This window comes from Halalkalibacter sp. HAAS-P014, from assembly GCF_056619965.1.
The window spans coordinates 68,262-94,548 of record NZ_JBWQTV010000003.1; the positions used below are offsets into that span (position 1 = coordinate 68,262).

The 26,287-nt window shown below is 35.4% G+C and carries 24 protein-coding genes; 19 read left to right on the forward strand and 5 right to left on the reverse strand.

The genetic code is table 11. From position 1 onward, the window contains the following. The first annotated feature begins 3 nt into the window (after positions 1-3). The 5 genes from AC1FXZ_RS02930 to AC1FXZ_RS02950 all read left to right on the forward strand — a co-directional run bounded on the left by AC1FXZ_RS02930 (position 4) and on the right by AC1FXZ_RS02950 (position 4,049). Positions 4-573, forward strand: coding sequence for a peroxiredoxin family protein (locus AC1FXZ_RS02930; RefSeq protein WP_480050817.1), 570 nt, complete (start codon positions 4-6; stop codon positions 571-573). 15 nt (positions 574-588) lie between these two features. Further along, positions 589-1,278 (forward strand): response regulator transcription factor, encoded by a 690-nt coding sequence (locus AC1FXZ_RS02935; protein WP_480050819.1) that lies wholly within the window; start codon positions 589-591, stop codon positions 1,276-1,278. A 282-nt stretch (positions 1,279-1,560) separates the two neighbouring features. After that, positions 1,561-2,583, forward strand: coding sequence for a LacI family DNA-binding transcriptional regulator (locus AC1FXZ_RS02940; protein WP_480051100.1), 1,023 nt, complete (start codon positions 1,561-1,563; stop codon positions 2,581-2,583). A gap of 325 nt (positions 2,584-2,908) precedes the next feature. Next, complete coding sequence (gene hpf / locus AC1FXZ_RS02945) at positions 2,909-3,466, forward strand: ribosome hibernation-promoting factor, HPF/YfiA family (protein WP_480050821.1); 558 nt, start codon at positions 2,909-2,911, stop codon at positions 3,464-3,466. 205 nt (positions 3,467-3,671) lie between these two features. Further along, positions 3,672-4,049, forward strand: a complete 378-nt coding sequence (locus AC1FXZ_RS02950) for a DUF1499 domain-containing protein (protein ID WP_480050823.1) — start codon at positions 3,672-3,674, stop codon at positions 4,047-4,049. A gap of 104 nt (positions 4,050-4,153) precedes the next feature. Here the strand turns inward: AC1FXZ_RS02950 and AC1FXZ_RS02955 are convergent, their stop codons facing one another. The 3 genes from AC1FXZ_RS02955 to AC1FXZ_RS02965 all read right to left on the reverse strand — a co-directional run bounded on the left by AC1FXZ_RS02955 (position 4,154) and on the right by AC1FXZ_RS02965 (position 6,713). Then, positions 4,154-5,254 (reverse strand): ABC transporter ATP-binding protein, encoded by a 1,101-nt coding sequence (locus AC1FXZ_RS02955; protein WP_480050825.1) that lies wholly within the window; start codon positions 5,252-5,254, stop codon positions 4,154-4,156. A gap of 110 nt (positions 5,255-5,364) precedes the next feature. Next, the gene (locus AC1FXZ_RS02960) at positions 5,365-6,267 is read right to left on the reverse strand and encodes a PucR family transcriptional regulator (protein ID WP_480050827.1); all 903 of its coding nucleotides are present in this window, start codon (positions 6,265-6,267) and stop codon (positions 5,365-5,367) included. Positions 6,268-6,572: 305 nt separating this feature from the next. Continuing rightward, positions 6,573-6,713 (reverse strand): YjcZ family sporulation protein, encoded by a 141-nt coding sequence (locus AC1FXZ_RS02965; RefSeq protein WP_480050829.1) that lies wholly within the window; start codon positions 6,711-6,713, stop codon positions 6,573-6,575. Between the two features lie 206 nt (positions 6,714-6,919). Here AC1FXZ_RS02965 and AC1FXZ_RS02970 point away from each other — a divergent pair, with 206 nt between their 5' ends. After that, complete coding sequence (locus AC1FXZ_RS02970) at positions 6,920-7,594, forward strand: NAD(P)H-dependent oxidoreductase (RefSeq protein WP_480050831.1); 675 nt, start codon at positions 6,920-6,922, stop codon at positions 7,592-7,594. Between the two features lie 135 nt (positions 7,595-7,729). On the opposite strand, the gene AC1FXZ_RS02975 is transcribed toward AC1FXZ_RS02970, so the two are convergent. Further along, positions 7,730-9,553, reverse strand: coding sequence for a DNA ligase D (locus AC1FXZ_RS02975; RefSeq protein WP_480051102.1), 1,824 nt, complete (start codon positions 9,551-9,553; stop codon positions 7,730-7,732). Between the two features lie 121 nt (positions 9,554-9,674). On the opposite strand from AC1FXZ_RS02975, the gene ku reads away from it, so the two are divergent. The 6 genes from ku (at position 9,675) to AC1FXZ_RS03005 (ending at position 17,041) form a co-directional block, all read left to right on the forward strand. Next, positions 9,675-10,523 (forward strand): non-homologous end joining protein Ku, encoded by an 849-nt coding sequence (gene ku, locus AC1FXZ_RS02980; protein WP_480050833.1) that lies wholly within the window; start codon positions 9,675-9,677, stop codon positions 10,521-10,523. Between the two features lie 289 nt (positions 10,524-10,812). Continuing rightward, positions 10,813-13,524: a response regulator gene (locus AC1FXZ_RS02985; protein WP_480050835.1), complete on the forward strand. Its 2,712-nt coding sequence runs from the start codon at positions 10,813-10,815 to the stop codon at positions 13,522-13,524. A gap of 22 nt (positions 13,525-13,546) precedes the next feature. Continuing rightward, a complete protein-coding gene (locus tag AC1FXZ_RS02990) occupies positions 13,547-14,407 on the forward strand; it encodes a CheR family methyltransferase (protein WP_480050837.1) in 861 nt (286 codons plus the stop codon). Between the two features lie 21 nt (positions 14,408-14,428). Next, the gene (locus AC1FXZ_RS02995; protein WP_480050839.1) at positions 14,429-16,018 is read left to right on the forward strand and encodes a response regulator; all 1,590 of its coding nucleotides are present in this window, start codon (positions 14,429-14,431) and stop codon (positions 16,016-16,018) included. A 316-nt stretch (positions 16,019-16,334) separates the two neighbouring features. After that, positions 16,335-16,574, forward strand: coding sequence for a DUF4025 domain-containing protein (locus AC1FXZ_RS03000; protein ID WP_480050841.1), 240 nt, complete (start codon positions 16,335-16,337; stop codon positions 16,572-16,574). A gap of 140 nt (positions 16,575-16,714) precedes the next feature. Beyond that, positions 16,715-17,041 carry a DUF2680 domain-containing protein gene (locus AC1FXZ_RS03005; RefSeq protein ID WP_480050843.1) on the forward strand — a complete coding sequence of 109 codons (327 nt, stop codon included), beginning with the start codon at positions 16,715-16,717 and terminating at the stop codon, positions 17,039-17,041. A 68-nt stretch (positions 17,042-17,109) separates the two neighbouring features. Here the strand turns inward: AC1FXZ_RS03005 and AC1FXZ_RS03010 are convergent, their stop codons facing one another. Next, complete coding sequence (locus AC1FXZ_RS03010) at positions 17,110-17,253, reverse strand: hypothetical protein (protein WP_480050845.1); 144 nt, start codon at positions 17,251-17,253, stop codon at positions 17,110-17,112. A gap of 294 nt (positions 17,254-17,547) precedes the next feature. Here AC1FXZ_RS03010 and AC1FXZ_RS03015 point away from each other — a divergent pair, with 294 nt between their 5' ends. The 7 genes from AC1FXZ_RS03015 (at position 17,548) to AC1FXZ_RS03045 (ending at position 26,197) form a co-directional block, all read left to right on the forward strand. Then, positions 17,548-18,654 (forward strand): mechanosensitive ion channel family protein, encoded by a 1,107-nt coding sequence (locus AC1FXZ_RS03015; RefSeq protein ID WP_480050847.1) that lies wholly within the window; start codon positions 17,548-17,550, stop codon positions 18,652-18,654. 205 nt (positions 18,655-18,859) lie between these two features. After that, the gene (gene aceB / locus AC1FXZ_RS03020; protein ID WP_480050849.1) at positions 18,860-20,458 is read left to right on the forward strand and encodes a malate synthase A; all 1,599 of its coding nucleotides are present in this window, start codon (positions 18,860-18,862) and stop codon (positions 20,456-20,458) included. A 19-nt stretch (positions 20,459-20,477) separates the two neighbouring features. Then, on the forward strand, positions 20,478-21,773 hold the full coding sequence (gene aceA, locus AC1FXZ_RS03025; RefSeq protein WP_480050851.1) for an isocitrate lyase: 1,296 nt from the start codon (positions 20,478-20,480) through the stop codon (positions 21,771-21,773). Positions 21,774-22,056: 283 nt separating this feature from the next. Beyond that, the gene (locus tag AC1FXZ_RS03030) at positions 22,057-22,953 is read left to right on the forward strand and encodes an AEC family transporter (protein ID WP_480050853.1); all 897 of its coding nucleotides are present in this window, start codon (positions 22,057-22,059) and stop codon (positions 22,951-22,953) included. A 102-nt stretch (positions 22,954-23,055) separates the two neighbouring features. Next, entirely contained in the window at positions 23,056-23,778 is a 723-nt protein-coding gene (gene dapD / locus AC1FXZ_RS03035; protein WP_480050855.1) for a 2,3,4,5-tetrahydropyridine-2,6-dicarboxylate N-acetyltransferase, read from the forward strand. Between the two features lie 84 nt (positions 23,779-23,862). After that, positions 23,863-25,086, forward strand: coding sequence for an aspartate aminotransferase family protein (locus AC1FXZ_RS03040; RefSeq protein ID WP_480050857.1), 1,224 nt, complete (start codon positions 23,863-23,865; stop codon positions 25,084-25,086). Beyond that, the gene (locus AC1FXZ_RS03045; RefSeq protein ID WP_480050859.1) at positions 25,073-26,197 is read left to right on the forward strand and encodes an N-acetyldiaminopimelate deacetylase; all 1,125 of its coding nucleotides are present in this window, start codon (positions 25,073-25,075) and stop codon (positions 26,195-26,197) included. The genes AC1FXZ_RS03040 and AC1FXZ_RS03045 overlap by 14 nt, the downstream gene beginning before the upstream one ends. Positions 26,198-26,287 lie beyond the last annotated feature (90 nt).

Here is a 26,287-nt window from a genome sequence, read left to right on the forward strand (position 1 = left end):
AATATGAAAAAACCAAAAAATTGGATTGTAATCGTTATTTTAATTGGTTTAATAAGCTGGGGTTTGTTTGATTTAAGCGAGGGTTATACGGATGAAGCAACCGAGTTAATTAGTGATGTCGAATTGGATGATATTGAAATAGGGATTGACCAGGGGAATCTAGCACCAGACTTCGAATTATATACAATAGAGGGGGAGCCAGTAAGGCTTTCAGACTTTAGGGGAGAAAAAGTCATTTTAAATCTATGGGCTAGTTGGTGTCCTCCATGTCGTGCTGAAATGCCACACATGCAAGATTATTATGAAGAGCATAAAGGTAATGGAGTGACGATACTAGCAGTAAATTTAACGACTCAAGAACGAAATAAAGAAGCAGTTAAACCTTTTGTATATGAAGAATTTAAATTGACGTTCCCGATCGTTTTAGATGTTGATGGTGAAATAGGAAGTTTGTATCAAGCTTTTTCTATACCAACTACTTATATCATTGATACGAACGGTATTGTCCAAAATAAAGTTATTGGTCCGATGTCATATGAGATGATGGAGAATTTGCTAGATAACATTGACTAAATAATGGAGGTTCAAGTGAATAGTAAAGGAAAATCGATCTTAATCGTTGAAGATGACCATAACATAAGACAAATAATTAAGGTCTATCTTGAAAGAGAAGGGTACGAGGTTTGGGAAGCAGAGAATGGGAAGCAAGCTATTGAAATGTATGAGCAATATGATCCATGTTTTGCAATAATTGATTTAATGCTTCCTGAGGTAAGTGGAGAGGAAGTATGTAAATGGATTCGAACGGAGAATAAAAGTAACAGTCCAATCATGATGGTATCTGCAAAAGTTGATGAGAAAGACCGTATTAACGGTTTACGTATTGGAGCAGATGACTATATGACCAAACCGTTTAGTCCAAATGAATTAGTGGTTCGAATTGAAACGATTCTTAGGCGAACAGAGAATCGTTGTAATAAAATTAGTTATCGTGGGATTACAGTGAAACCATTTAAAGGAGAAATTAATTATAAAGGAAATAAACTTACTTTAACAAAGAATGAGAGTAAACTATTGCACATGCTTATGAAGCATCCCAATCAAATATTATCAAGAGAACAAATGATTAAGGAGCTCTATCCAAATGCAGAAAAAGAGATAACGTATCGTACAATTGATGTTCATGTTCGAAACGTTAGAGAAAAATTAGAACGTGTAAATGCTCCAAATTGTATAAAGACGGTAAGAGGAATGGGATATCAATTTGTTGCCTTTTAGGAGGTTCCGGTGCAATAAGGTGTAATGAAAGTAAATGTTGATATATTCGCTCATGGCCTAAATATCAAAGTCTCGCAATAAAAATAAATAGAGAAGGAATTTAATAGTGGCTTTACAATTCTTTGCTCTATTTCTCGCTGGAAGTATTCTAGTATACCACCGAAGCTGAATTGTAAACGTTTTCGTAAGATGGTAGAATATTGTTAAAGCTAATTTATCTGAAATGACAGAAAAAAATATACAATTACTTTTGTGGCAGAGAATGGATTGTGAGGTAATGTTATTATGAAAATGAGTGATGTTGCAAAATTAGCGAATGTATCCCCTGCTACTGTATCAAGGGTGCTAAGTCACCCCGAAATGGTGAGCAAAGAAACAAGAGAAAAAGTGATGGAGATTATTGATAAAGTTAATTACAAGCCCCATATTGTTGCGAGGCAATTTAGAACGCAAGAAACGAAAATCATCTTAGTTGTAGTTCCAGATATAACTAGTGCATTCTTTTCGAAAGTACTTCGTGGGATCGAGCACCTGGCATTAAAAAGTGGATATCAGGTAATCTTAGGAGACACAGAAAATGATCCAGAAAGAGAGAGCGATTATATTAACTTACTATTGCAAAAGCAGGTTGATGGGATGGTTCTATTAACGGCTAGAATTAATAAGACAAAATTAGAAGATCTTGCAAACCAATTCCCTATGGTATTGGCATGTGAGTATTTGGATGGTATAAACATACCAACCGTTTCAATTGATAATGTTAGTAGTGCACGTAAGGCTGTAGAGCATTTAATTGAATTAGGACACACGAAAATTGCTCATATTACAGGTCCTGAAAATGTTATTTTAAGTAGAGATCGATTGCAAGGATTTAAACAAGCAATGATCAGTCATAATCTTGAGTTGAAAACCGCCTATATACAAGAAGGCGATTTTAGTTTTGAGTCAGGATATAAGCAGATGATGAAGTTGCTAAAGTTAGAATTTCCACCAACAGCAGTATTTGCTTTTAATGATGAAATGGCGATGGGAGTTTTGAAAGCTGCAAAAGATTGTCGTGTCGAAGTCCCTAAAGATCTAGCAGTTGTTGGGTTTGATAATATAAAAATGTCCTCCGTGTGTGAACCTCCATTAACAACTGTTAATCAGCCTAAATATGATATAGGCAAAAAAGCTATGGAATTATTATTAAAGTTAATAAATAGAGAGTCTCTAAAAGAGAATAAATTTGTTATGAATGACGATTTAATTATAAGAGAATCTTCTGGAATTGAAATACAAGCTAAAAGAGTGAAAAGTTCATGAGTTTTGTATGCGTGTATAGAGGTTTCAATAAACCAGTAGTAAATGTGAAGAGATTCAAAGCGAACTGTAATAGTCTATTAAGTAGTTGCGTTTTATGAAGTTGTTATTAATGAAAACGTTTGCGATTATAGGCTCAAATTTATTTATTTGAAGAAAACGATTAAATCATATTGATGTGATCGTTTTTTTTGTGTTCGAAGTCAGGAGGAGCTTAGGTAGGTTTACTTGTTGTGATAAATGTCACAGCGTTTAAAGGCATACCTTAGTATGATGTAACTATAGAAAGAAAAGTATTTTTTTGAAAACGGATTCAGGAGGGGTTTAGATGAGATTTAATATTCGTGGTGAAAATGTGGAAGTAACAGAAGCGTTAAGAGAATATATTATGAAAAAAGTAGATAAGCTTGATAAATATTTTGATGAAGGTGTGTCAGCAGATGTACATGCTAAATTAAAAGTATATGATAAAGATACAAAGGTGGAAATTACCATACCATTAAAAACATTAATACTGCGTGCAGAAGAGCAACACTCAGATATGTACGCAGCCATTGATTTAATTGTTGATAAGTTAGAGCGTCAAGTTCGTAAATATAAAACAAAAGTAAATCGCAAACCACGTCAAGAAAAAGCTATGAGAAAAGTTAGCTCAAATGCTGTGCAACTCCTAGAACCAGAGGTTGCTATTGAAGACAAAGAAGAAGCATTTGAAATTGTCCGAACAAAGCGCTTCAATTTAAAACCAATGGATACTGAAGAAGCTATTTTACAAATGAACATGCTAGGTCATCAGTTTTTCGTTTTTACAGAAGCTGAAACTTCAGAAACCAATATTGTCTATCAAAGAAAAGATGGGAAGTATGCAGTGATAGAAGTTGAGTAATTTTATAGGCTTTAACTAGAATTTAACAAGGAAAAGGGCATCTTGAATGGGAATTCAAATGCTCTTTTTTTTGACTAATGGTAAAATACATTGAAGAAAGACTTTACATCGATATGAGGTTATTGACATTCATATTTACGTAACATGATGAGAATAGTAGTATGTAAAAAGCGCTTTTTAATAAAACATAGGAGGAATAATAAAATTGTCAATATCGCGAACTATTGTAGGGATATGGAAGAGTTATGAGGAAACGAGTGAAAATCCTAAATTAGTTGGGTTAAAGACTCGTTATTATAAAAAGAGCCGTGACACAATGATTGAAACGATTAGAAAAGTCATTAATAATAATAAATTTTCAAACTGGAAAATAACAAATATTGATGAGGAACGTGGAGAAGTCGTATTAGAAAAAAAAAGAACATCATCAATTATGGTTGTTACGGTTTTTAAAATTACACCGATAAAATCAGCTATTGACGTGTATTGTTCTAAGCAAGGTGCATTAGGGGATTTTGGCAGTTGTTATAAAAGCATTCTTGCCTTTTTCAATGCATTGCATACAGAAGTAGAATCAGAATAAGCTTACTGAGTACGATCTATGCTACAGGCATAAAGATGTGTGGGATTCTATTAGTGTATATGTAAAATTCCCCTCGATAAGGTAACGAGGGGAGTACGTTATGTTTAACGGATTCTTAATTCAGTCTCAGGATCAAAAAAGTGCACTTTATTCATATCAAAAGCTAAATCAACTTTTTGTCCCATTTTCACATCGGAACGAGCATCAATACGGGCGACAAAGTCTTGACCTTCTACCTTAGAATAAAGAAACGATTCAGCTCCTAATAATTCAGCTACATCAACAGTTGCTGTAATTTTTGAGTTAGGAGATGCTTCTAAGAACAGTAGTTCATCATGAATATCTTCAGGGCGAACACCAAGGATGAGCTTTTGATCTGAATAGTTTTGATCTTTTAATACTTTCAACTTTCCATCTGGAACTTTCACTTGTATGTCTCCCATTCTAAAGAAACCGTCTGAAGAGAGTGTCCCATTAAAGAAGTTCATTGCTGGTGATCCGATAAAACCACCCACAAAAGTATTTTCGGGATTGTCGTATACTTCTTTCGGTGTTCCTACCTGTTGAATAATTCCATCTTTCATGATGACGATTCGAGACGCCATTGTCATCGCTTCAGTTTGGTCATGTGTAACGTAAATCGTAGTGGTTTGCAAGCGTTTGTGAAGCTTTGTAATTTCAGCACGCATTTGAACACGCAGTTTCGCATCTAAGTTAGATAGAGGCTCATCCATTAGGAATACTTGTGGATCTCGGACAATTGCACGTCCTAACGCAACACGTTGACGCTGTCCACCTGACATTGCTTTTGGTTTACGGTCTAGCATTTCGGTTAAACCAAGGATCTTAGCTGCTTCTTTAACTCTTTTATCGATTTCTTCTTTCTTGAATTTCCTTAATTTTAGACCAAACGCCATATTGTCATATACATTCATATGAGGATATAACGCATAGTTTTGAAACACCATTGCAATATCACGGTCTTTTGGAGCAACATCATTTACACGGCGGCCTCCGATATAAAGGTCTCCTTTTGAAATATCTTCTAGACCTGCAATCATCCTTAAAGTTGTAGACTTCCCACAGCCTGAAGGTCCAACGAAAACAACAAATTCTTTATCTTTAATATCTAAATTAAAATCATTAACAGCGGTAACATTACCATCATAAATCTTAAAAACATTTTCTAAGCGAATTTCTCCCATTTAAAATCTCCCCTTACTTCTAAAGTATATTTAAAGTCTACCTTTTGAAAGCGTTTTCGTATATCGTAAATATGCATAAAAAATAATGCACTGTTGTTGTGCAACGTGCATTATTTCGTAATTCTTTCTATTAATAAAGTGAGATATACGGCCACAGCATTATTAAAGTGTTTAATGTCAACACCTGTTTTTTCTATAAATTTCTCCACACGATATTGAAGTGTATTACGGTGTAGGTACAGCTTCTTTGCAGCGAGTGAAATGTTCATATTACAGTCCAAATATACTTTAACTGATTGAAGTAACTCTTTTTCATTACGCACGTTCTTTAATATAGCTTCGGACATGTCTAGTAATGTTTCGTTACGAGTTTCTTGAAGTAGCAGGTATGGGAGAATTTCTCCTCCTCTATAGACTCTTTTCGTTACTTGTTGATTTACTTTTGAAAAGCATGATTTCTCCCATTCATAACGAGCTTTTGCATGAGTTAGAGTTATATTATTAAGTCCCACATACAAAGTAAATTCAACATAAAAATCACTTGTAATAGTATCAACGATCGATTCGTATATATTTTCGATGGTATCTGTTTCAGTTGGACTTAAATCAATGATCACTCCAGAAGTATCATTTTCCCAAAGAATAACTGTTTTGGCCGGGAATAAGCTTTTAATCGCTTCATGAAATGCATCACGTTCCTGCAGTTGATTTCCAATGAAAAAATGAACAAGACGAAAAGGTTTGCTGTTATTTGGTGAGACTTCTATATTATCAAATATTATTGAATACCAATATTTTTCTTCAGGTGTACGTGGAAGGGGAGTATATTGTTTTTCTAGTGGCTGTAAAAAAATATTCAAAAGTGCGAGTTCTTTATGGTCTACCTGATTAATCGGAAAACCTACGGTATGATTATCAGGCGTCTTAAACCAGTAGAAGTTTGTATCATCTGTTATTTCATTATAATTTAAGACAAAGATATCTCCGAAATGTGCTCTAAGCTTGTCTAACATGTGATCAATCCTTTTTTGGTGTCTATGAGTAATCAGTATAACAAATCCCATATCACCAAATAAAGGTTTTAGGTTATTGAGTCAGTTTTTCGAATTAATACATACTATACCTTCGAATGCAATTGAAAGGGATGAGGTTCATGGATCATGATTTAAATCTGATAACAAATGGTTTGATGTTAATTGGATCAATATTCTTTTTAAGTGGTTCTTGCTTAGCGTTTAAAATAGCTTGGGATAAATCACAGCAAGCATAAATATGACTAATTAAAGCGCCGAAGAAAGGCGCTTTAATTAGTTATGAATTACTTGTACCAACTTGCACCAAGGATAATTAGCAAAATGACCAGCACCACAATTAGTGCAAAGCCGAAGCCAAAGCCACGACGAGGTGGAGGATAACAGTAACCACTATACCCACCGTACCATGGACCGTAGTAACCCATTACTACACCACCTTTCAAGGGGGGTTAATACACAATATGCATTGGTCTAACTAGTTGAGCTAGGTAAGTGTGGAATTTTAAACATCTAAAGTCAAAGGTAAAGTTGATTATTTGTTTGCTGCATTTGAAATGTGATAGAATTTCCACAAAGGTTCTTGAAAAGGTTAATATTTCCTGCCTTATATTAAGATTTAGGAGAGAGGTACATGATTGAAAAAGAACAAATAAAAAAACAAGTTTTAGATGCTTTTAATTTTAGACATGCAACAAAAGTTTTTGATCCTAACAGAATTATATCCGATGACGATTTTAACTTTATTTTAGATACGGGACGATTGTCGCCTAGTTCAATCGGACTTGAGCCGTGGAAATTTGTTGTTGTACAAAACACTAACTTTAGAGAAAAGTTAAAAGAGATTGCATGGGGAGCGCAAGGGCAGTTACAAACAGCAAGTCACTTTGTCATCATTCTTACGAGAACAAGTATAGATGTAAGATATGATTCTGAGTATATTCAAAATCATTTCAGAACAGTCAAAAAAGCTCCTGAGGAAATCGTGAAAGAATTGCCTGCACGTTATCAGCAATTTCAGGAAAAGTTTGGCATACTAGATAACGAAAGAACGATTATTGATTGGTCCAGTAAACAGACCTATATTGCATTAGGAAATATGATGACAGCAGCTGCTCAAATTGGTATTGATTCATGCCCAATTGAAGGGTTTGATCGTGACAAAGTTCATGGTTTTCTGAAAGAAGAAGGTTTATTAGAAGATGGACACTTTGATGTTTCTGTTATGGTGGCGTTTGGATACCGTAAAGAAGACCCTCGTCCAAAAACAAGAAAAGAGTTAGCGGATATTGTAACATGGGTTAAATAAAGAAGCGGAATGTTTTATTTGTTATGTGTTTTATTTTTAAGTGGTTGTCCCAAAAGGTGTGACTTTGACCTTTTTGAGACAACTTCTTTATGTTTGCGAAGATGAGTCTATAGTAGTTGGAACGTATTCAAGTTATTACATTAATTCTTTTAATTGCTCTAGAATCTTTGTGAAAGGTTGTTCATTTGTTGAATCACGAAAAGATTGAAATGGATTTCCATGCTTTTGTATTCGGCTTAACACAGCTGGAATTGTGAAAAGGTTAGGTGTTAAAGATTCATTTACTTCATCCCAAACTAGTGGAGTTGCAATAAGTCCTTTCTCACTGCCGCGTGGAGAATAGGGCGCAATTATTGTCTTTCCGGTGTCGTGTTGAATATAGTCAAGGTAGAGCTTGTTATTGCGATTTTTCTTAAGTCGTTCAATTGTAAACAAATCAGGCTCCTGTTCCACTAAAAATTTACAGACAAACTGTGTGAAGATACGTGTTTCTGAATAAGAAAAGCGGTCTTTAGGCAAAGGAATGTAAACTTGTAGCCCTTTTCCACCAGAAGTTTTGACAAAGGAAGTAAGCTCAAACTGATCAAAAATAATTTTCATTTTTTGGGCTGCAGTAATCGCCAGTGAAAATTCTTTTACAGAAGGTGGGTCAAGATCAAAAACAATCTCTGTTGGTTCATTTGTTTTTCTCGTTTGAAAAGGAATGTGAAACTCAAGTGCCAGTTGGTTCCCTAGCCATAAGAGAGTCTCAATTTCATTACAAATAATAAACTCGATGTCGTCAACCTTTTCTGTCGTGACAAAACTAGGCGCATAGTCTGGGCAATGCTTTTGATAAAAGTGTTCACCAGTTGATCCGTGTGGATAGCGTATAACCGTAAGAAGCCGATCCTGTAAAAAAGGCAAAATAAAGGGAGCAGCCTTTTGTAAATAAAGCAGGTAATCATCCTTGTTTATCTCAATGTCAGGCCAGATTGGTTTGTTTGGATTCGTAATCTCAATTGATCCAGGAATAGGATACAGTTGTTTTTGCATGCGTTTCCATGTACATTGTTCTGGATCGGTATTAAATTGGAAGGAATCAAAAATTGGTTCTCTAAGATGCTTCCCGTCAAAGTCAATACATGCGATATTTACACAAATAGAGGGAGGTAGTTCCCAGACATTTGCAGATTGTTCTGTACCATTCTGTTGAAAAAATGACAGTAGTATTTGGTGCTCAACTTCCTTTATGCCGTGTTTAAAAGTTACGATTTCGAAAAGAGTTTCTCCTTGATAAATAGCTCCGTGATAATACCCATTATTTTTATCAAACTTCGTTAAAATAACAGTGACGTATCGCCAATTTTTAACTTTTATCCAATTTGGAGTACGTTTACCACTTTCCCAATAACTTGAATATTTCTTTGCGACAATTCCCTCCCCATTATGTAAAAAGACTTGCTCCCAGAGCTTCGGTCCATCATGAACTTCATCAATATATTGTAATCGTTTATAGGCGTTGTGCTGAACTTTCAAAGGAAGGCCAGATTGTTCAAATAACGAAAGCAATGTTTGCTTTCGTCTAACCTGGGGCTGTTCAGTTTGGCTCTTCCCCTTATAGAGAAGTATGTCAAATGCAAGATAGTGACAAGGGAATAATGTAGAATGCTCCAAGATGGCTTCTGTTTTTCTCATACGACCTCGTAGTTGGACTTTTGAGAACTCACTTTTAAGGTCATTTATTAAATAAACAAGTTCTCCATCAAGAATGATTGGCAAGAATTCTTTTATGGTTGGATAGATCTGCTCGCAGAAACGGATAACTTCAGGAAATTGAAGATTGAGGTTATTTCCTGTGCGACTCAATAGCTGTGGAGTTTCATTTTCCCAGTGTAGAAGACAGCGAAATCCATCATACTTCACTTCGTATCTCCATTCTTTACTAGTTGGCAGATCCGTTGCAGGAGTTAAAAGCATTGGTTTCACAGTTTTCCCTACTTTCCACAATCTTTGTTTCTAGCCTGTAACAAAATTATAAAGATGATACATATTCCTGGGCAGAAAATAACACATTAAAATAAAAAGTAGGTGGTTGTTAATGCATACAGTATGGAAGGGGAGTATAAGCTTCGGGCTTGTAAATATTCCGATTAAACTTCATACAGCAACAGAAAATAAAGATATTAAATTAAGACAATTGCACAAAGAATGTCATACACCAATTAGCTATCAAAAAGTCTGTCCTGGTTGTGATAAAGAGGTAAGAAGTGAAGATATTGTCAAAGCGTACGAATACGCAAAAAATAAATTTGTTGTGTTAGATGAAGAAGAATTAGAAAAGTTGAAAAAAGAAAACGAAGACAAAGCAGTGGAAATTATTGACTTTGTAAAGTTGGAAGAAATTGATCCGATCTATTTTGAAAAAAGTTATTTCATAGCCCCAGATAATGGAGGAGCAAAGGCTTATTCCCTATTAAGAAAGGCTTTAGTTGATTCGGAGAAAATTGGAATTGCCAAAATTATTATTCGCTCTAAAGAGCAGTTAGCAGTTGTTCGTGTTTATAAAGATACACTGTTAATGGAAACCATCCATTTCCCGGATGAGGTTCGAAGTGTTCAAGATGTCCCAAATGTTCCAGCAGAGCAATTAGTTGAACAAAAGGAACTCGATACAGCATTAATGTTAGTGGATCAATTAACTACAACATTTGATCCAGAAAAATATACAGATGAATATCGTACAGCGCTTATGGAATTAATAGAAGCGAAGAAAGCAGGAGAACAAACGGTTACAGCTACAGAAAAAGAACCAGTGGCCCCTTCCAATGTTACGGATCTGATGTCCGCGTTACAAGCATCGCTTGATAAGACAAAAACGAAAAAACCAACAACAAGAAAGAAAAAAGCAACAGCCAATAAAGTAACAACAGCGAGAAAAAATGCTTGAAAATATATATGGTAGAGGTTTTCTCAGAAGACAGTAATTCGATGGTCATGGCTGTGTTAGCCACGCACCTTGAGAGGAGAAAACCACTCCTCTTTTAAAGAATGTAGCGACTTCACTCAATGCTTTGGGACTGTTCCAAAAGGTCAAAATCACACCTTTTTAGACAGTCCTTTTTATCTATTTCTAAATTATAAAAAAACTTCCCCTAACTTAGATGTAATTTGTAGAACTGCTCTTATTTATATAGTAAACTACTCTTTATTGGAAAACTTAATAGAAAGGTATAGATATGAAGATAAAAACGAAACTTTTTATTGGCATAGGAACAATTATTGCAGTAATTCTGATATTGAGCCTGACTGTCTTTTATTCTTTAAATCAACAGATTACATCGATGAGAGATATTGTGACAGAGGATCATGAAAGGATAAATCTTGCTGAAACGTTAAAGCATGAATCGTATAGGATTGCTAAAGAAATTCGTGAGTTGGTTCTTGTGGACACACAAGATCAAATAACTTTAAAAACAGCACAAATTAATGAATCACAAAAACAAAAAGAGATAGTATTTGATTCCTTATTACAGCTGCCAAATGTTAACGATGATATGAGGGAAACGATTTCTTCAATACGACATTTGAGTAATACATATAATGATATGATTCAAAGAACTATTATGCTTGTACTAGAAGGGGAACGTGAAGTAGCAAGGAACTTTCTTCTAAATGAAAATCAAGAGTTATTAGAGGAGATGATTTTAGAGGTCGATTTGTTTGCAGCAGAAGTTGAACAATTAGTTACGGAACGACTTATTCAATCAGAAGAATCTTATGCAAATGCAATCAACTTTCTAATTGTATTGATTGCAGCTTCAGTCTTTATTATTACGATCATCACATATTCAATTGTAAGGGGCATTACAAAGAGTATTTATAGTGTGCGTGACGTGATGGCAGAAGCTCCAGTGCTATCAATTGAAAAAATGCCAAGGATTGATGTGAAAAAACATGATGAAATTGGTGATATAGCAAATGCATATAATAATTTGGTTGAATCACTAAAAAAAGTCTCAAGGCAAGAAAAGCAAGTTGCAGAGGAATTAAAAGAGGAAAATTGGATCGATTCTCGATTTGCCGAACTAACAATGAAATTCCAAGGGGTACAAGAATTACAAGAATTTGGGAAGACATTTTTGATCAATATAGCACAATTTGTAAAAGCAACACATGGAGTTCTCTACATTAATACGCAAGGAAACATGTTGACCCAAATTGCAACTTATGCAAATAAAGAAATAGAACTTGGTACGGAGGTAGTTCATTTCGGACAAGGGCTAGTTGGACAATGTGCCTCTGATAATAAGCTAATGATGGTTAATTCTTTGCCGGACGACTACGTTACGACTTCATCTGGAATAGGTGAATCTACACCAACATCATTGATTCTTCTTCCGATTGAATTTGAAGGTGGTGTGGTAGGTGTAGTAGAGCTAGCAAAATTTGAACCTTTTACAAAACTAGAGGTTAGAATGCTTGAGCAAACTAGTCGTTCTTCAGGGTCTAGTATCATTAGAATTTTAGATCATATGAGAATACAAGAGCTTTTAACAGAATCACAAACCCAATCCGAGGAATTGCAGTCTCAATCTGAAGAACTTCAGCAACAACAAGAGGAATTACGCTTAATTAATGAACAGTTGCATGAGCAATTTAAAGAAGCGGATGAGAAAAAACAAGAGCTGGAATTGATAAAAAAGGATTTAGAAGAAAAAAATAGAAATATTAAGTTAGGATCCCGGTATAAGTCAGAATTCCTCGCAAATATGTCTCATGAACTAAGAACGCCTTTAAATAGCATGTTGATCTTATCTCAAATGTTAGCAGAAAATGCTGAAGGAAACCTAACAAAAAAACAAACAGATCATGCATCGACAATTTATTCTTCTGGAAAAGATTTGCTTGAGCTTATCAATGATATATTAGACTTATCTAAAATTGAGTCTGGTAAAATTGATGTTTATCCTGAAGAAGTATTAATTAGTGACGTGAAAGCTTTTGTTGAGAGACAGTTTTTACCGATCTCTACACAGAAAGGACTGGACTTCCGTATAATTGTTGATGATTCAACTCCAGAACTATTCTTTACTGATGACCAACGTCTAAAGCAAATATTAAAGAACTTGTTATCCAATGCCTTTAAATTCACTGATAACGGTCAGGTGGTGCTTCGAGTTACGAAAGGTAATGAAGCTGAAGGGATAAAAGTGGTCTTTGTTGTTGCTGATACAGGGATTGGTATTTCAGAAGAAAAGCAGGAAAGTATCTTTGAGGCATTTTATCAAGAAGATGGCACGATTACCCGTAAGTATGGTGGCACAGGATTAGGATTGTCAATCAGTAAAGATCTGTCTGAATTATTGGGTGGATACATAGAAGTGAAAAGTATTGAAGGTGAAGGAAGTATCTTTACTTTGCATTTACCTGATTTCACTGGAGGTAATGACTTCGCGCAAACGGTTATACAAGAAGTTGCTAGTACCACCGAGCAAGGCCAAAAAGAAGAAGAAATGGAACAGATTAATGTTATAAAAGAGATAAGTGTAGAGCAGAGCTTACGGGAAGAGCAATTAGAAAGCAAAACTGTCCTTATTGTTGATGATGATATGAGGAATGTATTTGCGCTAACATCTGCGTTAGAGTCGCAAAACATGAACGTAGTTTTTGCAGAAAATGGTAAAGAGGCGCTTCAAGAATTAGAAGATAATCGGGAAATCGATATCGTATTAATGGATATAATGATGCCAGAAATGAATGGCTACGAAGCAATGCAAGCAATACGAAGAAACGAAACATGGATCGATTTACCGATTATAGCATTGACTGCAAAAGCGATGAAAAATGATAAGGAGAAATGTATTCAGGCAGGGGCTTCTGATTATATAAGCAAACCTGTTAATATGGAGCAATTACTGTCATTAATGAAAGTTTGGCTTCATAAGTAGCAAGAGAGATGGTGAAAGACTATTGTTACATTATTCTGCAGAGTTTCATAACCAAAAGGTGGAAAATGAGGAAATTGAACGAATTGAAATTGCCCTACTACTTGAAGGGATATTCAAGACATATGGCTACGATTTCCGTAATTATGCTTATTCTTCGATTAGAAGAAGGATATGGCATAGAGCGCAAATCGAAAATGCTAAGACGATTTCTGAATTTCAAGCAAAAGTTCTGTATCAACCAGAATTAATGAAGCAATTGTTACGAGATTTTTCAATTAATGTAACAGAAATGTTTCGAGATCCCAGTTTCTTTCAAGCATTTAGAAAAGAGGTTGTTCCTGTTCTTCGGGAATTGCCTTTTATTCGAATTTGGCATGCAGGCTGTTCGTCAGGAGAAGAAGTGTATTCTATGGCGATTGTACTCTATGAAGAAGGGCTCTATGAGAAAACAAAATTATATGCAACAGATATGGATGAATCGATAATCGAACGGGCTAAAGAAGGCAAGGTTGCATTAGAACATATGCGATTGTATACGAAGAATTATCAACAGGCAGGTGGACATAAAGAGTTCTCAGAATACTACGTAGTGCAAGATAATCAAGTTATGTTAAAGCCTTATTTAAAAGAAAATATTATATTTGCTCAACATAATTTAGCCACTGATCACTCATTTAATGAATTTCAAGTAATTGTTTGTAGAAATGTTCTTATTTATTTTAATAAACAACTTACCAATAGAGTGTATGATCTGTTCAATGATAGTTTAAGTTCAAAAGGTTATTTAGGGCTTGGTTCGAAGGAGTCGATCAGTACATACAATTCTGCGAGATTGTTTCAAGAAGTTAATTCTGAACAAAAGATTTATCGGAAAATAGATTGATTTAATTAGAGAGGTATAAATATGTCTAATCGCGATAAGGTTTCAATATTAATGGTAGACGATCGGCCGGAAAATTTAATGGCTTTAGAGGCTGTGTTGGACTCTGACCATTATTTTTTAGTATCGGCTCGATCAGGAGAAGAAGCGTTAAAGCATGTACTACAGCATGATTTTGCAGTGATTTTACTAGATGTTCAAATGCCTGGATTAAACGGTTTTGAAACAGCAGAAATTATCAAACAAAGGCAAAGTTCAAAGTATACTCCGATTATTTTCATTACGGCATTAAGTAAAGCGAATGAACATGTATCGACGGGTTATTTAACAGGTGCAATAGATTATATATTTAAACCGTTTAATCCCATGATACTAAAGAGCAAAGTTGAAGCTTTTGTTCAAATATATCGCAAACAAAAGGAATTTGAATTACAAAACAAACAATTAGAAGAGCGATCTTCCGAGCTTCAAGAAAATTATAAAAATTTGGAATCTATTATTAACGAAAAAACAAAGGAATTAGTGAAGGCAAATCAAGAACTTCAAGTTTCGAACGAACGCTTTCGTAAAATTTTTCAATTTAGTCCCAACTTAATGGCAATTCGGTCGTTAAATACGAAATGCTATGTCGATGTAAACCAAAGTTGGGTTGACTTTACAGGTTATCAAGTTAATGAACTCTCGGAATTAATGTCGAATGAGCTGGAAATTTATCCAACTTCACTTAATACTTTTTGGGATGGTCGGACACCTTTAGATTTATGTAAACTTATTTATAATGAAGAAATTACATATAAAACAAAAAATGGAGAAGTTCGCCAAGGGTTGCTATCGACTGAAACTGCAACCATTAATGGAGAACCATGTATTATAAGTACGATCACAGATGTAACAGAACGAGTTCAGTTGGAAAAAGAGGTGTCACGCCTAGATAGGTTAAACTTGGTTGGTGAGATGGCAGCTGGAATTGCTCATGAAATCCGTAATCCTATGACAACAGTTCTCGGGTTTCTACAATTAGCGAAAAATCAGTATAAAACCCCACAACCTGAAGAGTATATAAATTTAATGATAGATGAGTTAAATCGAGCCAATGGAATCATTACAGAGTTTCTGACGTTAGCAAAAGATAAAGCAAATGACAGAAGGCAAAAGGACCTTAATACCATTATTAATACATTGCATCCTTTACTAAGAGCAGAAGCACTCCTAGGCAACAAAGATGTTGAGCTAGATTTAAATAACTGTCCACTTCTTTACTTAGATGAAAAAGAGATAAGGCAATTAATATTAAATATTGGTCTGAATGGATTAGAAGCGATGAATTCAGGTGGGAAATTATTGATAAAAACATATACGAAAGAAGAAACTGTAATGTTAGAGATAAAAGACAATGGACCAGGAATCAAGAAAGAAATATTGGATAACGTTGGTACACCTTTTTTTACAACGAAAGAAAAGGGTACCGGCTTAGGACTTGCAATTTGTTATAGTATAGCATCGAGACATTCGGCCAATATAGATATAAATACGAGCTCAGAAGGTACATCATTCATTGTCAGCTTTCAACAAATAAAAAGTGATGTAGAGAAAATAAGCAGCAGATTATCTTAGTTAAAATAAACTTTTTAAAAAAACATGTTTTACCTAATATTTTTTTGGGTATATACTCTCTAGAAATCGTATAGGAGGGTTTGTATACGTTATGAATAGAGATGTAAAATATCCGAATTTGCGACGCTCTGTTGAAAAAAAATTAACAAGAAAAATGGATGAAAAAGAAAGACTGTTTATCAGATGGATGATAGCAAAATCAAATAAATAGCAGGGCTACAATTATACATAATAAATAGTTTGTTCTCGCCCCAACATTTCTCATTATATTTTATAAAATGAAACAGATAATAAAATGAGAAAAGGAGGGGTTCTAATGGCTAATTCAAAAGAGAAAAATTCTTACAAATCATCAGCAGATGTTGCCGAAAATGCTTATCAGCCATCAGATTATAAAAGTTCCAAAGAAGTTGAACAGGGACTTGCTACAACACATGAACAAGTAAGTGATGCGTATGTAGAAGGAACGATTGATGGTCAGGTAGAAAATTATGATGGTCAAAACATCGACCTATCTCAAAGCGGTTATCGTAAAGACACATTTAAAGATAAATAAGAGCTAAAAGGGTGACTTGCTAGTGAGTCGCCCTTTTTTTGGATTAAGCTGATTTTCTTCCTCCTTTGCGAAAATGTATGGATACATTTTCTTTATTTACACATTCTAGGTTGAGAGTAAGATTTAGGAGGTAATGTAGTATGAGAAAAAAGTGGGTTTTATCTGTAATGGTTGCTACCTCAATAGTTGGCGCTTCGGCTTTTCCACAAGCTACTTTCGCTCAAGGGGATGCCGAAGAAAAAACAATAGAAATTGAGCTGACTGAGGAACAAAAAGAAGAGATGTCTAAACTTCATAAGGAAACAATTGAGAAAAAGAAAGAAATTATTGATAAATATGTAGAATATCGGGTTTTTTCTGAGGAGAAAGGTGAGAAAATTAAGATGATGTTTGATAAACATTATTTTAAATTAGAACAAGATGGCTTTATCCCAAAATGGGATGGGAAGAAAAAGCACCATCACTAATAAATAGTAGTTATAAGAGGCTGCGAATTAAAAGCAATAACACTTTTTTCGTAGCCTGATCTTACGTGTTATTTAAATAACTTCCTTAACGCTTTTCCAGAAGCACGACCTGCTACACGTCGCCCAATGCGTTTTGCTATCCGACCTTTCCTTATTGCATCAATATCATTCCAAATTCTTAACATTTTATAAATTGATGACTTCAAACTCATCAAAATCACTCCTTTCATCACATTTAGTTTTAAAATTATATCATATAGTGTATTCATTATGCTTCAATACTATCAAATTGTTATGGAATTCCCATAAATCTAACAATTTTGTTGAAATTGCTTTTTGTACCATGTTGTAACACCTTATGATAAAATACTTGGTGTATTAAAGAGAAACACGAGAATTGGGAAAGATTGGGTTTTTAGTTTCTCAAAGATAGATACAGTCTTATTAAATATAGAACTATATTTTGCAGTCGCAGTAGTACTATTTAAAAGGTGGGGGAATTTCAGGTGGAGATAGATAATTGGAGATGGGATGCATTTGTTCAATCTTTAAGCAGAATAGAATTATACGATATTGGAATTGCAGTTGCTATTTTTTCAGTGTTTTTATTATTTAGGAAAATTTTCACGAAATATATATTTAAACTTATTTTAGCGACTTTAAAAAAAACACCATCAGAATTGTTCACAAATATACTGCTTTCATTCGAAAAACCATTACGAGTATTTTGGATTGTTTTGGGTACATATTTGGCATTAATGTACTTACCCTTTAACTTTACAACCACTGAGTTCGTTGAGCATCTTTATCGGTCGATTATTATTATGCTAATCGGCTGGGGAGTTTACAACTATACTTCTGAATACTCGATGGCGCTTATTAAGTTAGCACGAAATGTTGAACTTGATGAAGATAGTATGCTCGTGCCTTTCTTATCAAAAATACTTCGTTTCGCTGTGGTTGCACTTGTCATAGTTGTGATTGCTAGTGAATGGGGGTACGAAATTAGTGGTTTTATCGCTGGGTTAGGACTTGGTGGACTAGCTTTTGCACTAGCTGCTCAAGATACGATTGGTAATTTCTTTGGTGGAATTATTATAATAACGGAGAAACCATTTTCTAAGGGAGATTGGATTCAAACACCATCAGTTGAAGGGACAGTTGAAGATATAAGTTTTAGAAGTACGAAGATACGAACTTTTGCTGATTCAATTGTGACGATCCCCAATTCTACATTAGCCAATGAACCAATAACTAACTGGTCTCAAATGGGGAAACGTCGTATAACTTTCTCGGTTGGAGTAACATATTCTACTCCAAAAGCAAAACTAGAAAGATGTGTAAGAAGGATTGAAGCACTACTTAGATCGCATGATGATGTTGATCAAGAGTTAATTATCGTTCGCTTTGATAATTTTAATAACTCTAGCCTGGATATTTATGTATACTTCTTTACAAATACGATCGCCTGGTTAGAATGGTTTAGGATTAAGGAAGAGATTAACTTTGAAATACTGAAAATTTTGGACGAGGAGAACGTATCTATCGCTTTTCCGAGTCGAAGTATTTATATGGAAAATGAAAATAAGATAAATCAAATAGAAGAAGTGTAAACGAAAGAGAGTTCAGCTGCAAAGCTGAGCTCTCTTTCTTTGATTGAAGCTATAATAAAACCACTTGTTTTGGATACATAAAAAGCTAATCAAAAAGAAAATTCAGAAAATAAGAAAAAAATGGTTGCGTTCGAATAGATACTGTTATATTATAAATTCATAAGTTACAAACTGTATTAATACAGTTTGTGGAAGGGGGAAAAAGATGAGTCAACAAACAAAACAAGGATTGCTTGTAGTAGGTGAACAAAATGAAGCAACTAAAGAGATCTTAACTGATGAGGCTCTAGCTTTTTTAGAAGGGTTATGTAGAACGTTTGAAGGGAGACGATTAGAATTATTAAACCGGAGGCAAAAACGTCAAGGAGAAATCGATCAAGGCACTATGCCAAACTTCCTTGAGTCAACAAGATTTATTCGCGAGAGTGAATGGCAAATTGCTCCACTTCCTAACGATTTACAAGATAGAAGAGTTGAAATTACAGGTCCTGTGGATCGAAAAATGGTTATAAATGCACTAAATTCTGGAGCGCATGTTTTTATGGCGGATTTTGAAGATGCCAATGCGCCTACTTGGACTAACACGATTCAAGGTCAAGTAAATGTAAAAGATGCGATCCGTAGAACAATTAGCTTTGAGAATCCAAATAATAAAAAGAGATATGAGTTAAATGAGAATATTGCTACTTTGGTAATTCGGCCACGTGGTTGGCACCTTGAGGAAAAGAACATTGAAATGGATGGGGAGGCAGTATCTGCAAGTTTAGTTGACTTTGGACTTTATGTATTTCACAATGCAGCTGAATTATTAAAAAGAAATACTGGACCTTACTTTTACCTACCGAAATTAGAGGGTCATCTTGAGGCGAGATTATGGAATGATGTTTTTATTTACGCTCAAGATGAATTAGGCATCCCAAGAGGGACCATAAAAGCTACTGTTCTTATTGAAACGATTCTTGCTTCATTTGAGATGGATGAAATTCTTTATGAACTTCGCGACCACTCTGCAGGATTAAATTGTGGTAGGTGGGATTATATATTCAGTTATCTTAAACGTTTTCGAAATCGTCCCGACGTCATTTTGCCAGATCGAAGTCAAGTTACTATGACATCTCCTTTTATGAGAGCTTATTCACTCTTAACAATTAAGACATGTCATCGCAGAGGTGCTCCAGCTATTGGAGGAATGGCTGCACAAATACCTGTAAAAAATGATGAAAAGGCTAATACAGAAGCATTTGAAAAGGTTCGAGCAGATAAAGAAAGAGAAGCGAAAGATGGACACGATGGTACATGGGTAGCGCACCCAGCACTTGTATCAGTTGCTAAAGAAGTATTTAATCATTACATGCCGACACCTAATCAGATTGCTAAAAAAAGAGAAGATGTAAACGTAAGTGCTGCTGATTTAATCGATGTACCAAATGGGTCAATTACAGAGGATGGTCTTCGAATGAATATAAGTGTAGGGGTTCAATATATTGAATCTTGGCTAAATGGAAACGGAGCTGCGCCAATCCGTAATTTAATGGAAGATGCAGCTACGGCAGAAATTTCACGTGCACAAGTGTGGCAATGGATTAGACACCCAAAAGGGAAGCTTGTAGACGGGAGAGATATAACGTTTGAACTTGTAAATCAATTTCAAAAGGAAGAATTACAAAAAATTCATTCAGAACTTGGAAATGAGAGGTATACAGGAGGAAGATTTGCTGAAGCAGCTCTATTATTTACAAGACTAATAGAACAAGATCATTTTGAAGAATTCTTAACTTTACCGGGTTATAAATTACTTAAATAAATTAGAGGAGAGATGAACAATGAATACAGAAGCTAGAAAAATGGAAGTTAACCAATTAATGAAAAAATGGGATGAAGATGTGAGATGGAATGGAATTGAGAGACCGTATTCAGCTGAAGATGTAATTCGACTTAGAGGTTCGGTGCAAATTGAGCATACTCTGGCAAAAAAAGGAGCTGAGAAGCTCTGGAAGCTTCTAAAAGAAGAGGATTACGTAAATGCTCTAGGAGCACTAACTGGAAATCAGGCTGTACAACAAGTTAAAGCTGGGTTAAAAGCGATATACTTAAGTGGTTGGCAAGTGGCAGCTGATGCCAACTTAGCAGGACAGATGTATCCTGATCAAAGTTTGTACCCGGCAAATAGTGTTCCGAGTGTAGTTAAGCGAATTAATCAAGCTTTGCAACGGGCTGATCAAATTCAGCATATGGAAGGAGAAGGGGAGATCGATTACTTTGCTCCAATTGTTGCTGATGCCGAAGCGGGGTTTGGAGGACAACTGAATGTCTTTGAATTAATGAAAGGAATGATTGAATCAGGAGCTTCGGGTGTTCACTTTGAAGATCAACTTGCATCGGAGAAAAAATGTGGACACCTCGGTGGTAAGGTTCTAATACCGACGCAAACTGCAATTCGGAACCTCACTGCGGCAAGACTTGCAGCTGATGTAAGTGGTGTATCAACAATAATTGTTGCTCGCACAGATGCTGATGCTGCAGATTTAATAACAAGTGATATTGATCCTGTAGATCATCCATTTATTACAGGAGAACGAACACCTGAGGGATTCTATCGTACAAATGCTGGAATCGATCAAGCAATTGCGAGAGGGCTTGCATATGCACCATATGCAGACTTAATTTGGTGTGAAACATCCAAACCATCACTTGAAGAAGCAAGGCAGTTTGCAGATGCTATCCACGCTGAATTTCCAGGTAAAATGCTTGCTTATAATTGCTCACCGTCGTTTAATTGGGAGGCAAATCTTGATAAGGAAACAATCGAGACGTACCAAATCGAACTTGGGAAAATGGGATATAAGTTTCAATTCGTTACTCTTGCAGGTTTTCACGCGCTTAATCACAGTATGTTTGAGCTCGCTCATGGTTATAAAAAGCGTGGTATGGGTGCTTATTCAGAGTTGCAACAAGCTGAATTTGCGAGTGAAGGAAAGGGGTATACAGCTACTCGTCATCAACGAGAAGTAGGAACTGGTTACTTTGATGAGATTTCTCAAGTTGTATCGGGTGGTACATCATCAACAACGGCCTTGAAAGGTTCAACGGAAGAAGCACAGTTTCAAAAGCAAGGTTAGAAGTTATGATAATGTTGAAAATATATAACAGCCTCTGTACTTTTGTGCAGAGGCTGTTATATTACAGTGTTATTTTATTTAATTTGATACATAACAAACGAGTTGATCTTGTCGATATTTTTATAGAATTGTATATTAAACTAGATTCTTGCCAGGGAAATAAAAGGTTGTGGCTATGGCGAAGTTGCTACCACAATGTGTTTTCATCTATCCAACTAACCAATAGGCAGGTTATAATAATTGAATGGTATAGTTAATTGTTGAATTGTTGGAGAGGATACATATGAATATTTTCATTCAAGTTGTTTTGCCTGTTTTATTAGTTTTTTCCATTGGATTCATTGTTCAAAAGTGGAAAAGAATAGATATAAAACCTATTTCTACAGTTGCGATCTTTATTTTGACACCTTGTTTAGTTTTTCGAACTTTTTATAGTTCAGAATTGAATATTCAATCGTTTTACATGGTTGTTTTTGCAATATTACTTTTATTTAGTTTAATTGTCGTTAATAAAATCTATGTAAAGGTGAAAAAATATGATCAATCAATGGAAAGTGGTCTAATTTTATCAACAGCTTTTATGAATGCTGGAAATTATGGTACCCCGATTATTTTGTTTGCTTATGGAGAAGAGGCATTTGCTTATTCGGTTATGTTTTTAGTTTTACAGTCGATCATTATGAATAGTTTTGGAGTCTACTATTCGGCAAGGGGAAAGGCAGGCATTAGTGTAGCTTTAAAAGAAGTATTAAAAATGCCAGCTACTTATGCTGTTTTAATTGGAGTATTAATGAAGGTCTTTAATATGTCGATACCTAGCAACCTTATGCTAACGATTGATATTATTGCTGAAGCGGCAATTCCAACTGTAATGATTATACTAGGAATGCAGTTAGCGAGAATTGAGTGGGGGAACTTCGAATGGGGGAAGGTAACCTATGCAACGATTTTGAGGCTAGTGATCTCTCCTATAATTGGATTTGGGATAACACTACTTATGCCAATGGATCCACTAATGGCAAAGGTACTCATAATCTCCTCAGCAATGCCATCAGCTGCAACGATCGTCATGTATGCAGTACAATTTGAAGCGAAGCCGAGGTTGGTATCGAGTGTTACTTTAGTAACTACATTGATTAGCATCCTAACTGTGACACTATTATTGGTCTTATTAGGCTAGATATCGAATTTTTATTAAATGAAAACCGTCATAGTGATTGCATTTTTTTATGTAAATCATTATCATAATGAAGAGATTGTTTAAAAAGTAGGAGGAATAGTTATGAAAATGATGGATGCAAATGAAATTATTCAATTTATCTCTAATAGTGAAAAGAAAACGCCTGTAAAAGTACATATTAAAGGTGATTTGGAAGGTATCAATTTCGGTGCTGATACAAAAGCATTTATAACAGGATCTGTAGGGGTTCTTTTCGGTGAGTGGAGTGTAATCGAACCGATTTTGAAAGAGAATGAAGCGAAGATTGAAGACGTTGTTGTTGAAAATGACCGTCGTAACTCAGCAATTCCACTTCTTGATATGAAGAATATTAAAGCTAGAATTGAGCCAGGAGCAATTATTCGCGATCAAGTTGAAATTGGTGATAATGCTGTAATTATGATGGGTGCTAGCATTAATATCGGTTCAGTAATTGGTGAAGGTACGATGATTGATATGAATGCTATCTTAGGTGGCCGTGCTACCGTAGGAAAAAATTGTCACATTGGTGCTGGTTCTGTGCTAGCTGGAGTAATAGAACCACCTTCTGCTAAGCCAGTAATCGTTGAAGATGATGTCGTTGTAGGTGCAAATTGCGTTATTCTTGAAGGTGTAACAGTTGGAAAGGGCGCTGTTGTCGCTGCCGGAGCAATCGTAACAGAAGATGTTCCACCAAATACTGTTGTTGCTGGAACACCAGCTCGTGTTATTAAAGAAATTGATGAGAAAACAAAAGGGAAAACTGAAATTAAGCAAGAACTACGTCGTTTGAATGAAGATAGATAAATAAGTGGACAAGCAGCTTTGTTGTTGGGGAAAATTCCCTTCAGCAAAGCTCTTTCCATACTTAGAGTGAAAGGGGAACTATTAGTGTCAAATTGGATTGAGCGCGACAAGCAAGTTATGATGTCTACATATGGACGCCTCCCTATTGTGATTGAACGAGGAGAGGGTAATTATTTATTTGATGAAAATGGTAAAAAATACTTAGATCTGTTCACGGGATTAGCTGTAAATATTTTAGGGCATTCTCATCCTGAAATATTGAAAGCTCTCAATGAACAAGCTTCTAAATTTCTACATATTTCTAATTACTTTTATAATAAACCGGCAATAACTTTAGCCGAACAATTACTGGAAAATTCTATTAAAGGGAAAGTGTTTTTTGCTAATTCAGGGGCGGAGGCTACTGAAGCTGCACTGAAATTAATTCATAAATGGTCAAAAGAACAAGCAGAAGAACGTCGTGGAATTGTGGTTCTCAAAAAGAGTTTCCATGGAAGGACACTAGGAGCATTGAAGTTAACAAGGCAAAAAGGGGTACATCAAGACTTCCCGGTTACGGACATACCTGTATATGAAGTCGAACCACATAATATAAATGCACTTAGAGAGGTTTTTCGATTTAACAAACCAGCTGCCATCATAGTCGAACCTATCTTAGGATCAGGTGGGATTGTGACTTTACGCGATGATTATCTTCGTGACATTTCTGAGCTCTGCAAGGAATATGAGGTTCTCTGTTGCATGGATGAAATTCAAACGGGTGTTGGTCGTACAGGGAAATTTTTTGCTTATCAGCATGCTGATATCGAACCAGATGTAATTTTATTTGCAAAAGGAATAGGTGGTGGCCTTCCGTTAGGTGGAATTATTGTTGCAGATCGCCACTCTCATTTATTTAAACCGGGTGATCATGGAACAACATTTGGCCCTGCGCCTTTAAGTGCTGCATTGGGTAATGCCGTGATTAATGTTTTAATCAAAAAGGGACAGTTGGACGAGGGAACTCGCGTCGCAATAAAACTTCATCAGTCTATTAAAGAATTACAAGAAAAGCACCAAAATGTTATTACAGATGTACGAGGGAAAGGGATGATGCTCGGTATTGTAATGAACCTTGATCCTGCATCCGTAAAAGAAATTCAGCGACAGTTGTTAAATGAAGGTATTATGGTTGACGTTACTCAACAGACAATTATACGTTTGTTGCCTCCATTAACGTTAACAGATGAAGAGGTCGAACAGTTTATAAATTCATTTGAAGAGAAGTTACAAACAGTCGTGAAGGTGGATACCGATGTTATCAGCTGATGAATTAATAAAAATAAGAAGAGATTTGCATCAAATTCCTGAATTAGGTTATCAAGAGGTGAAAACACAACGTTATCTTCTGCAATATATTCAACAACTACCTCAAGATAATCTGATAATGAAAACGTGGAAAACGGGGATTTTAATTTATGTAAAAGGTGTTAATTCGACTAAAACAATTGGATATCGAGCTGACATAGATGGGTTACCGATAGATGAGCAAACGTCATATACTGATTTTCGATCAATTCATGAAGGGTCAATGCATGCCTGTGGGCATGATGTTCATATGACCATTGCTTTAGGTGTCTTAACGCATTTTGCTTTCAATCAACCTCCTTGCAATCAATTATTTGTTTTTCAGCCAGCTGAGGAAGGACCTGGTGGTGCTAAGCAAATGCTTGAATCTGAGGAGTTTCTTGAATGGAAGCCTGATAAAATGATTGCTCTGCATATTGCACCTGAACATCAGGTTGGCACAATTGCTACTAAAACAGGTATGTTATTTGCTAATACATCTGAGCTTTTCATATCGTTAAAAGGAAAAGGGGGGCATGCTGCCTACCCTCATACAGCTAATGATATGGTGGTTGCTGCTAGCCAGCTAGTTACGCAATTACAAACGATTGTCGCCCGTAATGTTAACCCATTAGATGCTGGAGTTGTTACAATAGGGGTTATTAGAGGTGGAACTAAACAAAATATTATTGCTGATTCTGCTATAATTGAGGGGACTATCAGAACTCGTTCAATAGAAACGATGAAACGAATTAAAGAACGTATTGAGTCTCTCGTTAAAGGAATAGAAATAGGATTTGAATGTGCCATTACAATTGATTATGGTGCTAATTATTGTCAAGTTTACAATGATGAACAAGTTACAAATGAGTTCATAGAGTTTCTTGATAAAAAGGAATCGGTTAACCTTGTTATATGTGATGAGGCTATGACAGGTGAAGATTTCGGATACTTCTTAGAAGAAATTCCTGGTTTTATGTTTTGGCTTGGTGTAGATAGTGGGTATGGATTACATGATGCTCGCTTAGAACCTAAGGAAGAAGCGATCCCATTTGCTGTACAAACAATTATAGATTATTTAAATGAGGTATAAAGTTTAAGAGAGCCATCTAAAAAGGTGGCTCTTTTGATGTTTTTTAACTAGCATTTTTTTGAGGGTTCTATAGGGCGAGATAGTGTGTGA

Bases quoted from the DNA above. Each gene is read 5' to 3' on its own strand.
- AC1FXZ_RS02975 (WP_480051102.1), bottom strand. From the start codon at position 9,553: ATGCTTTTAACTCCTGCAACGGATCTGCCAACTAGTAAAGAATGGAGA.
- AC1FXZ_RS02985 (WP_480050835.1), top strand. From the start codon at position 10,813: ATGAAGATAAAAACGAAACTTTTTATTGGCATAGGAACAATTATTGCA.
- dapD (WP_480050855.1), top strand. From the start codon at position 23,056: ATGAAAATGATGGATGCAAATGAAATTATTCAATTTATCTCTAATAGT.
- aceA (WP_480050851.1), top strand. From the start codon at position 20,478: ATGAATACAGAAGCTAGAAAAATGGAAGTTAACCAATTAATGAAAAAA.
- AC1FXZ_RS03010 (WP_480050845.1), bottom strand. From the start codon at position 17,253: ATGAGTTTGAAGTCATCAATTTATAAAATGTTAAGAATTTGGAATGAT.
- AC1FXZ_RS03030 (WP_480050853.1), top strand. From the start codon at position 22,057: ATGAATATTTTCATTCAAGTTGTTTTGCCTGTTTTATTAGTTTTTTCC.
- AC1FXZ_RS02995 (WP_480050839.1), top strand. From the start codon at position 14,429: ATGTCTAATCGCGATAAGGTTTCAATATTAATGGTAGACGATCGGCCG.
- AC1FXZ_RS02970 (WP_480050831.1), top strand. From the start codon at position 6,920: ATGATTGAAAAAGAACAAATAAAAAAACAAGTTTTAGATGCTTTTAAT.
- ku (WP_480050833.1), top strand. From the start codon at position 9,675: ATGCATACAGTATGGAAGGGGAGTATAAGCTTCGGGCTTGTAAATATT.
- hpf (WP_480050821.1), top strand. From the start codon at position 2,909: ATGAGATTTAATATTCGTGGTGAAAATGTGGAAGTAACAGAAGCGTTA.
- AC1FXZ_RS02955 (WP_480050825.1), bottom strand. From the start codon at position 5,254: ATGGGAGAAATTCGCTTAGAAAATGTTTTTAAGATTTATGATGGTAAT.
- AC1FXZ_RS03005 (WP_480050843.1), top strand. From the start codon at position 16,715: ATGAGAAAAAAGTGGGTTTTATCTGTAATGGTTGCTACCTCAATAGTT.
- AC1FXZ_RS03045 (WP_480050859.1), top strand. From the start codon at position 25,073: ATGTTATCAGCTGATGAATTAATAAAAATAAGAAGAGATTTGCATCAA.
- AC1FXZ_RS02930 (WP_480050817.1), top strand. From the start codon at position 4: ATGAAAAAACCAAAAAATTGGATTGTAATCGTTATTTTAATTGGTTTA.
- AC1FXZ_RS02965 (WP_480050829.1), bottom strand. From the start codon at position 6,713: ATGGGTTACTACGGTCCATGGTACGGTGGGTATAGTGGTTACTGTTAT.
- AC1FXZ_RS02960 (WP_480050827.1), bottom strand. From the start codon at position 6,267: ATGTTAGACAAGCTTAGAGCACATTTCGGAGATATCTTTGTCTTAAAT.
- aceB (WP_480050849.1), top strand. From the start codon at position 18,860: ATGAGTCAACAAACAAAACAAGGATTGCTTGTAGTAGGTGAACAAAAT.
- AC1FXZ_RS03000 (WP_480050841.1), top strand. From the start codon at position 16,335: ATGGCTAATTCAAAAGAGAAAAATTCTTACAAATCATCAGCAGATGTT.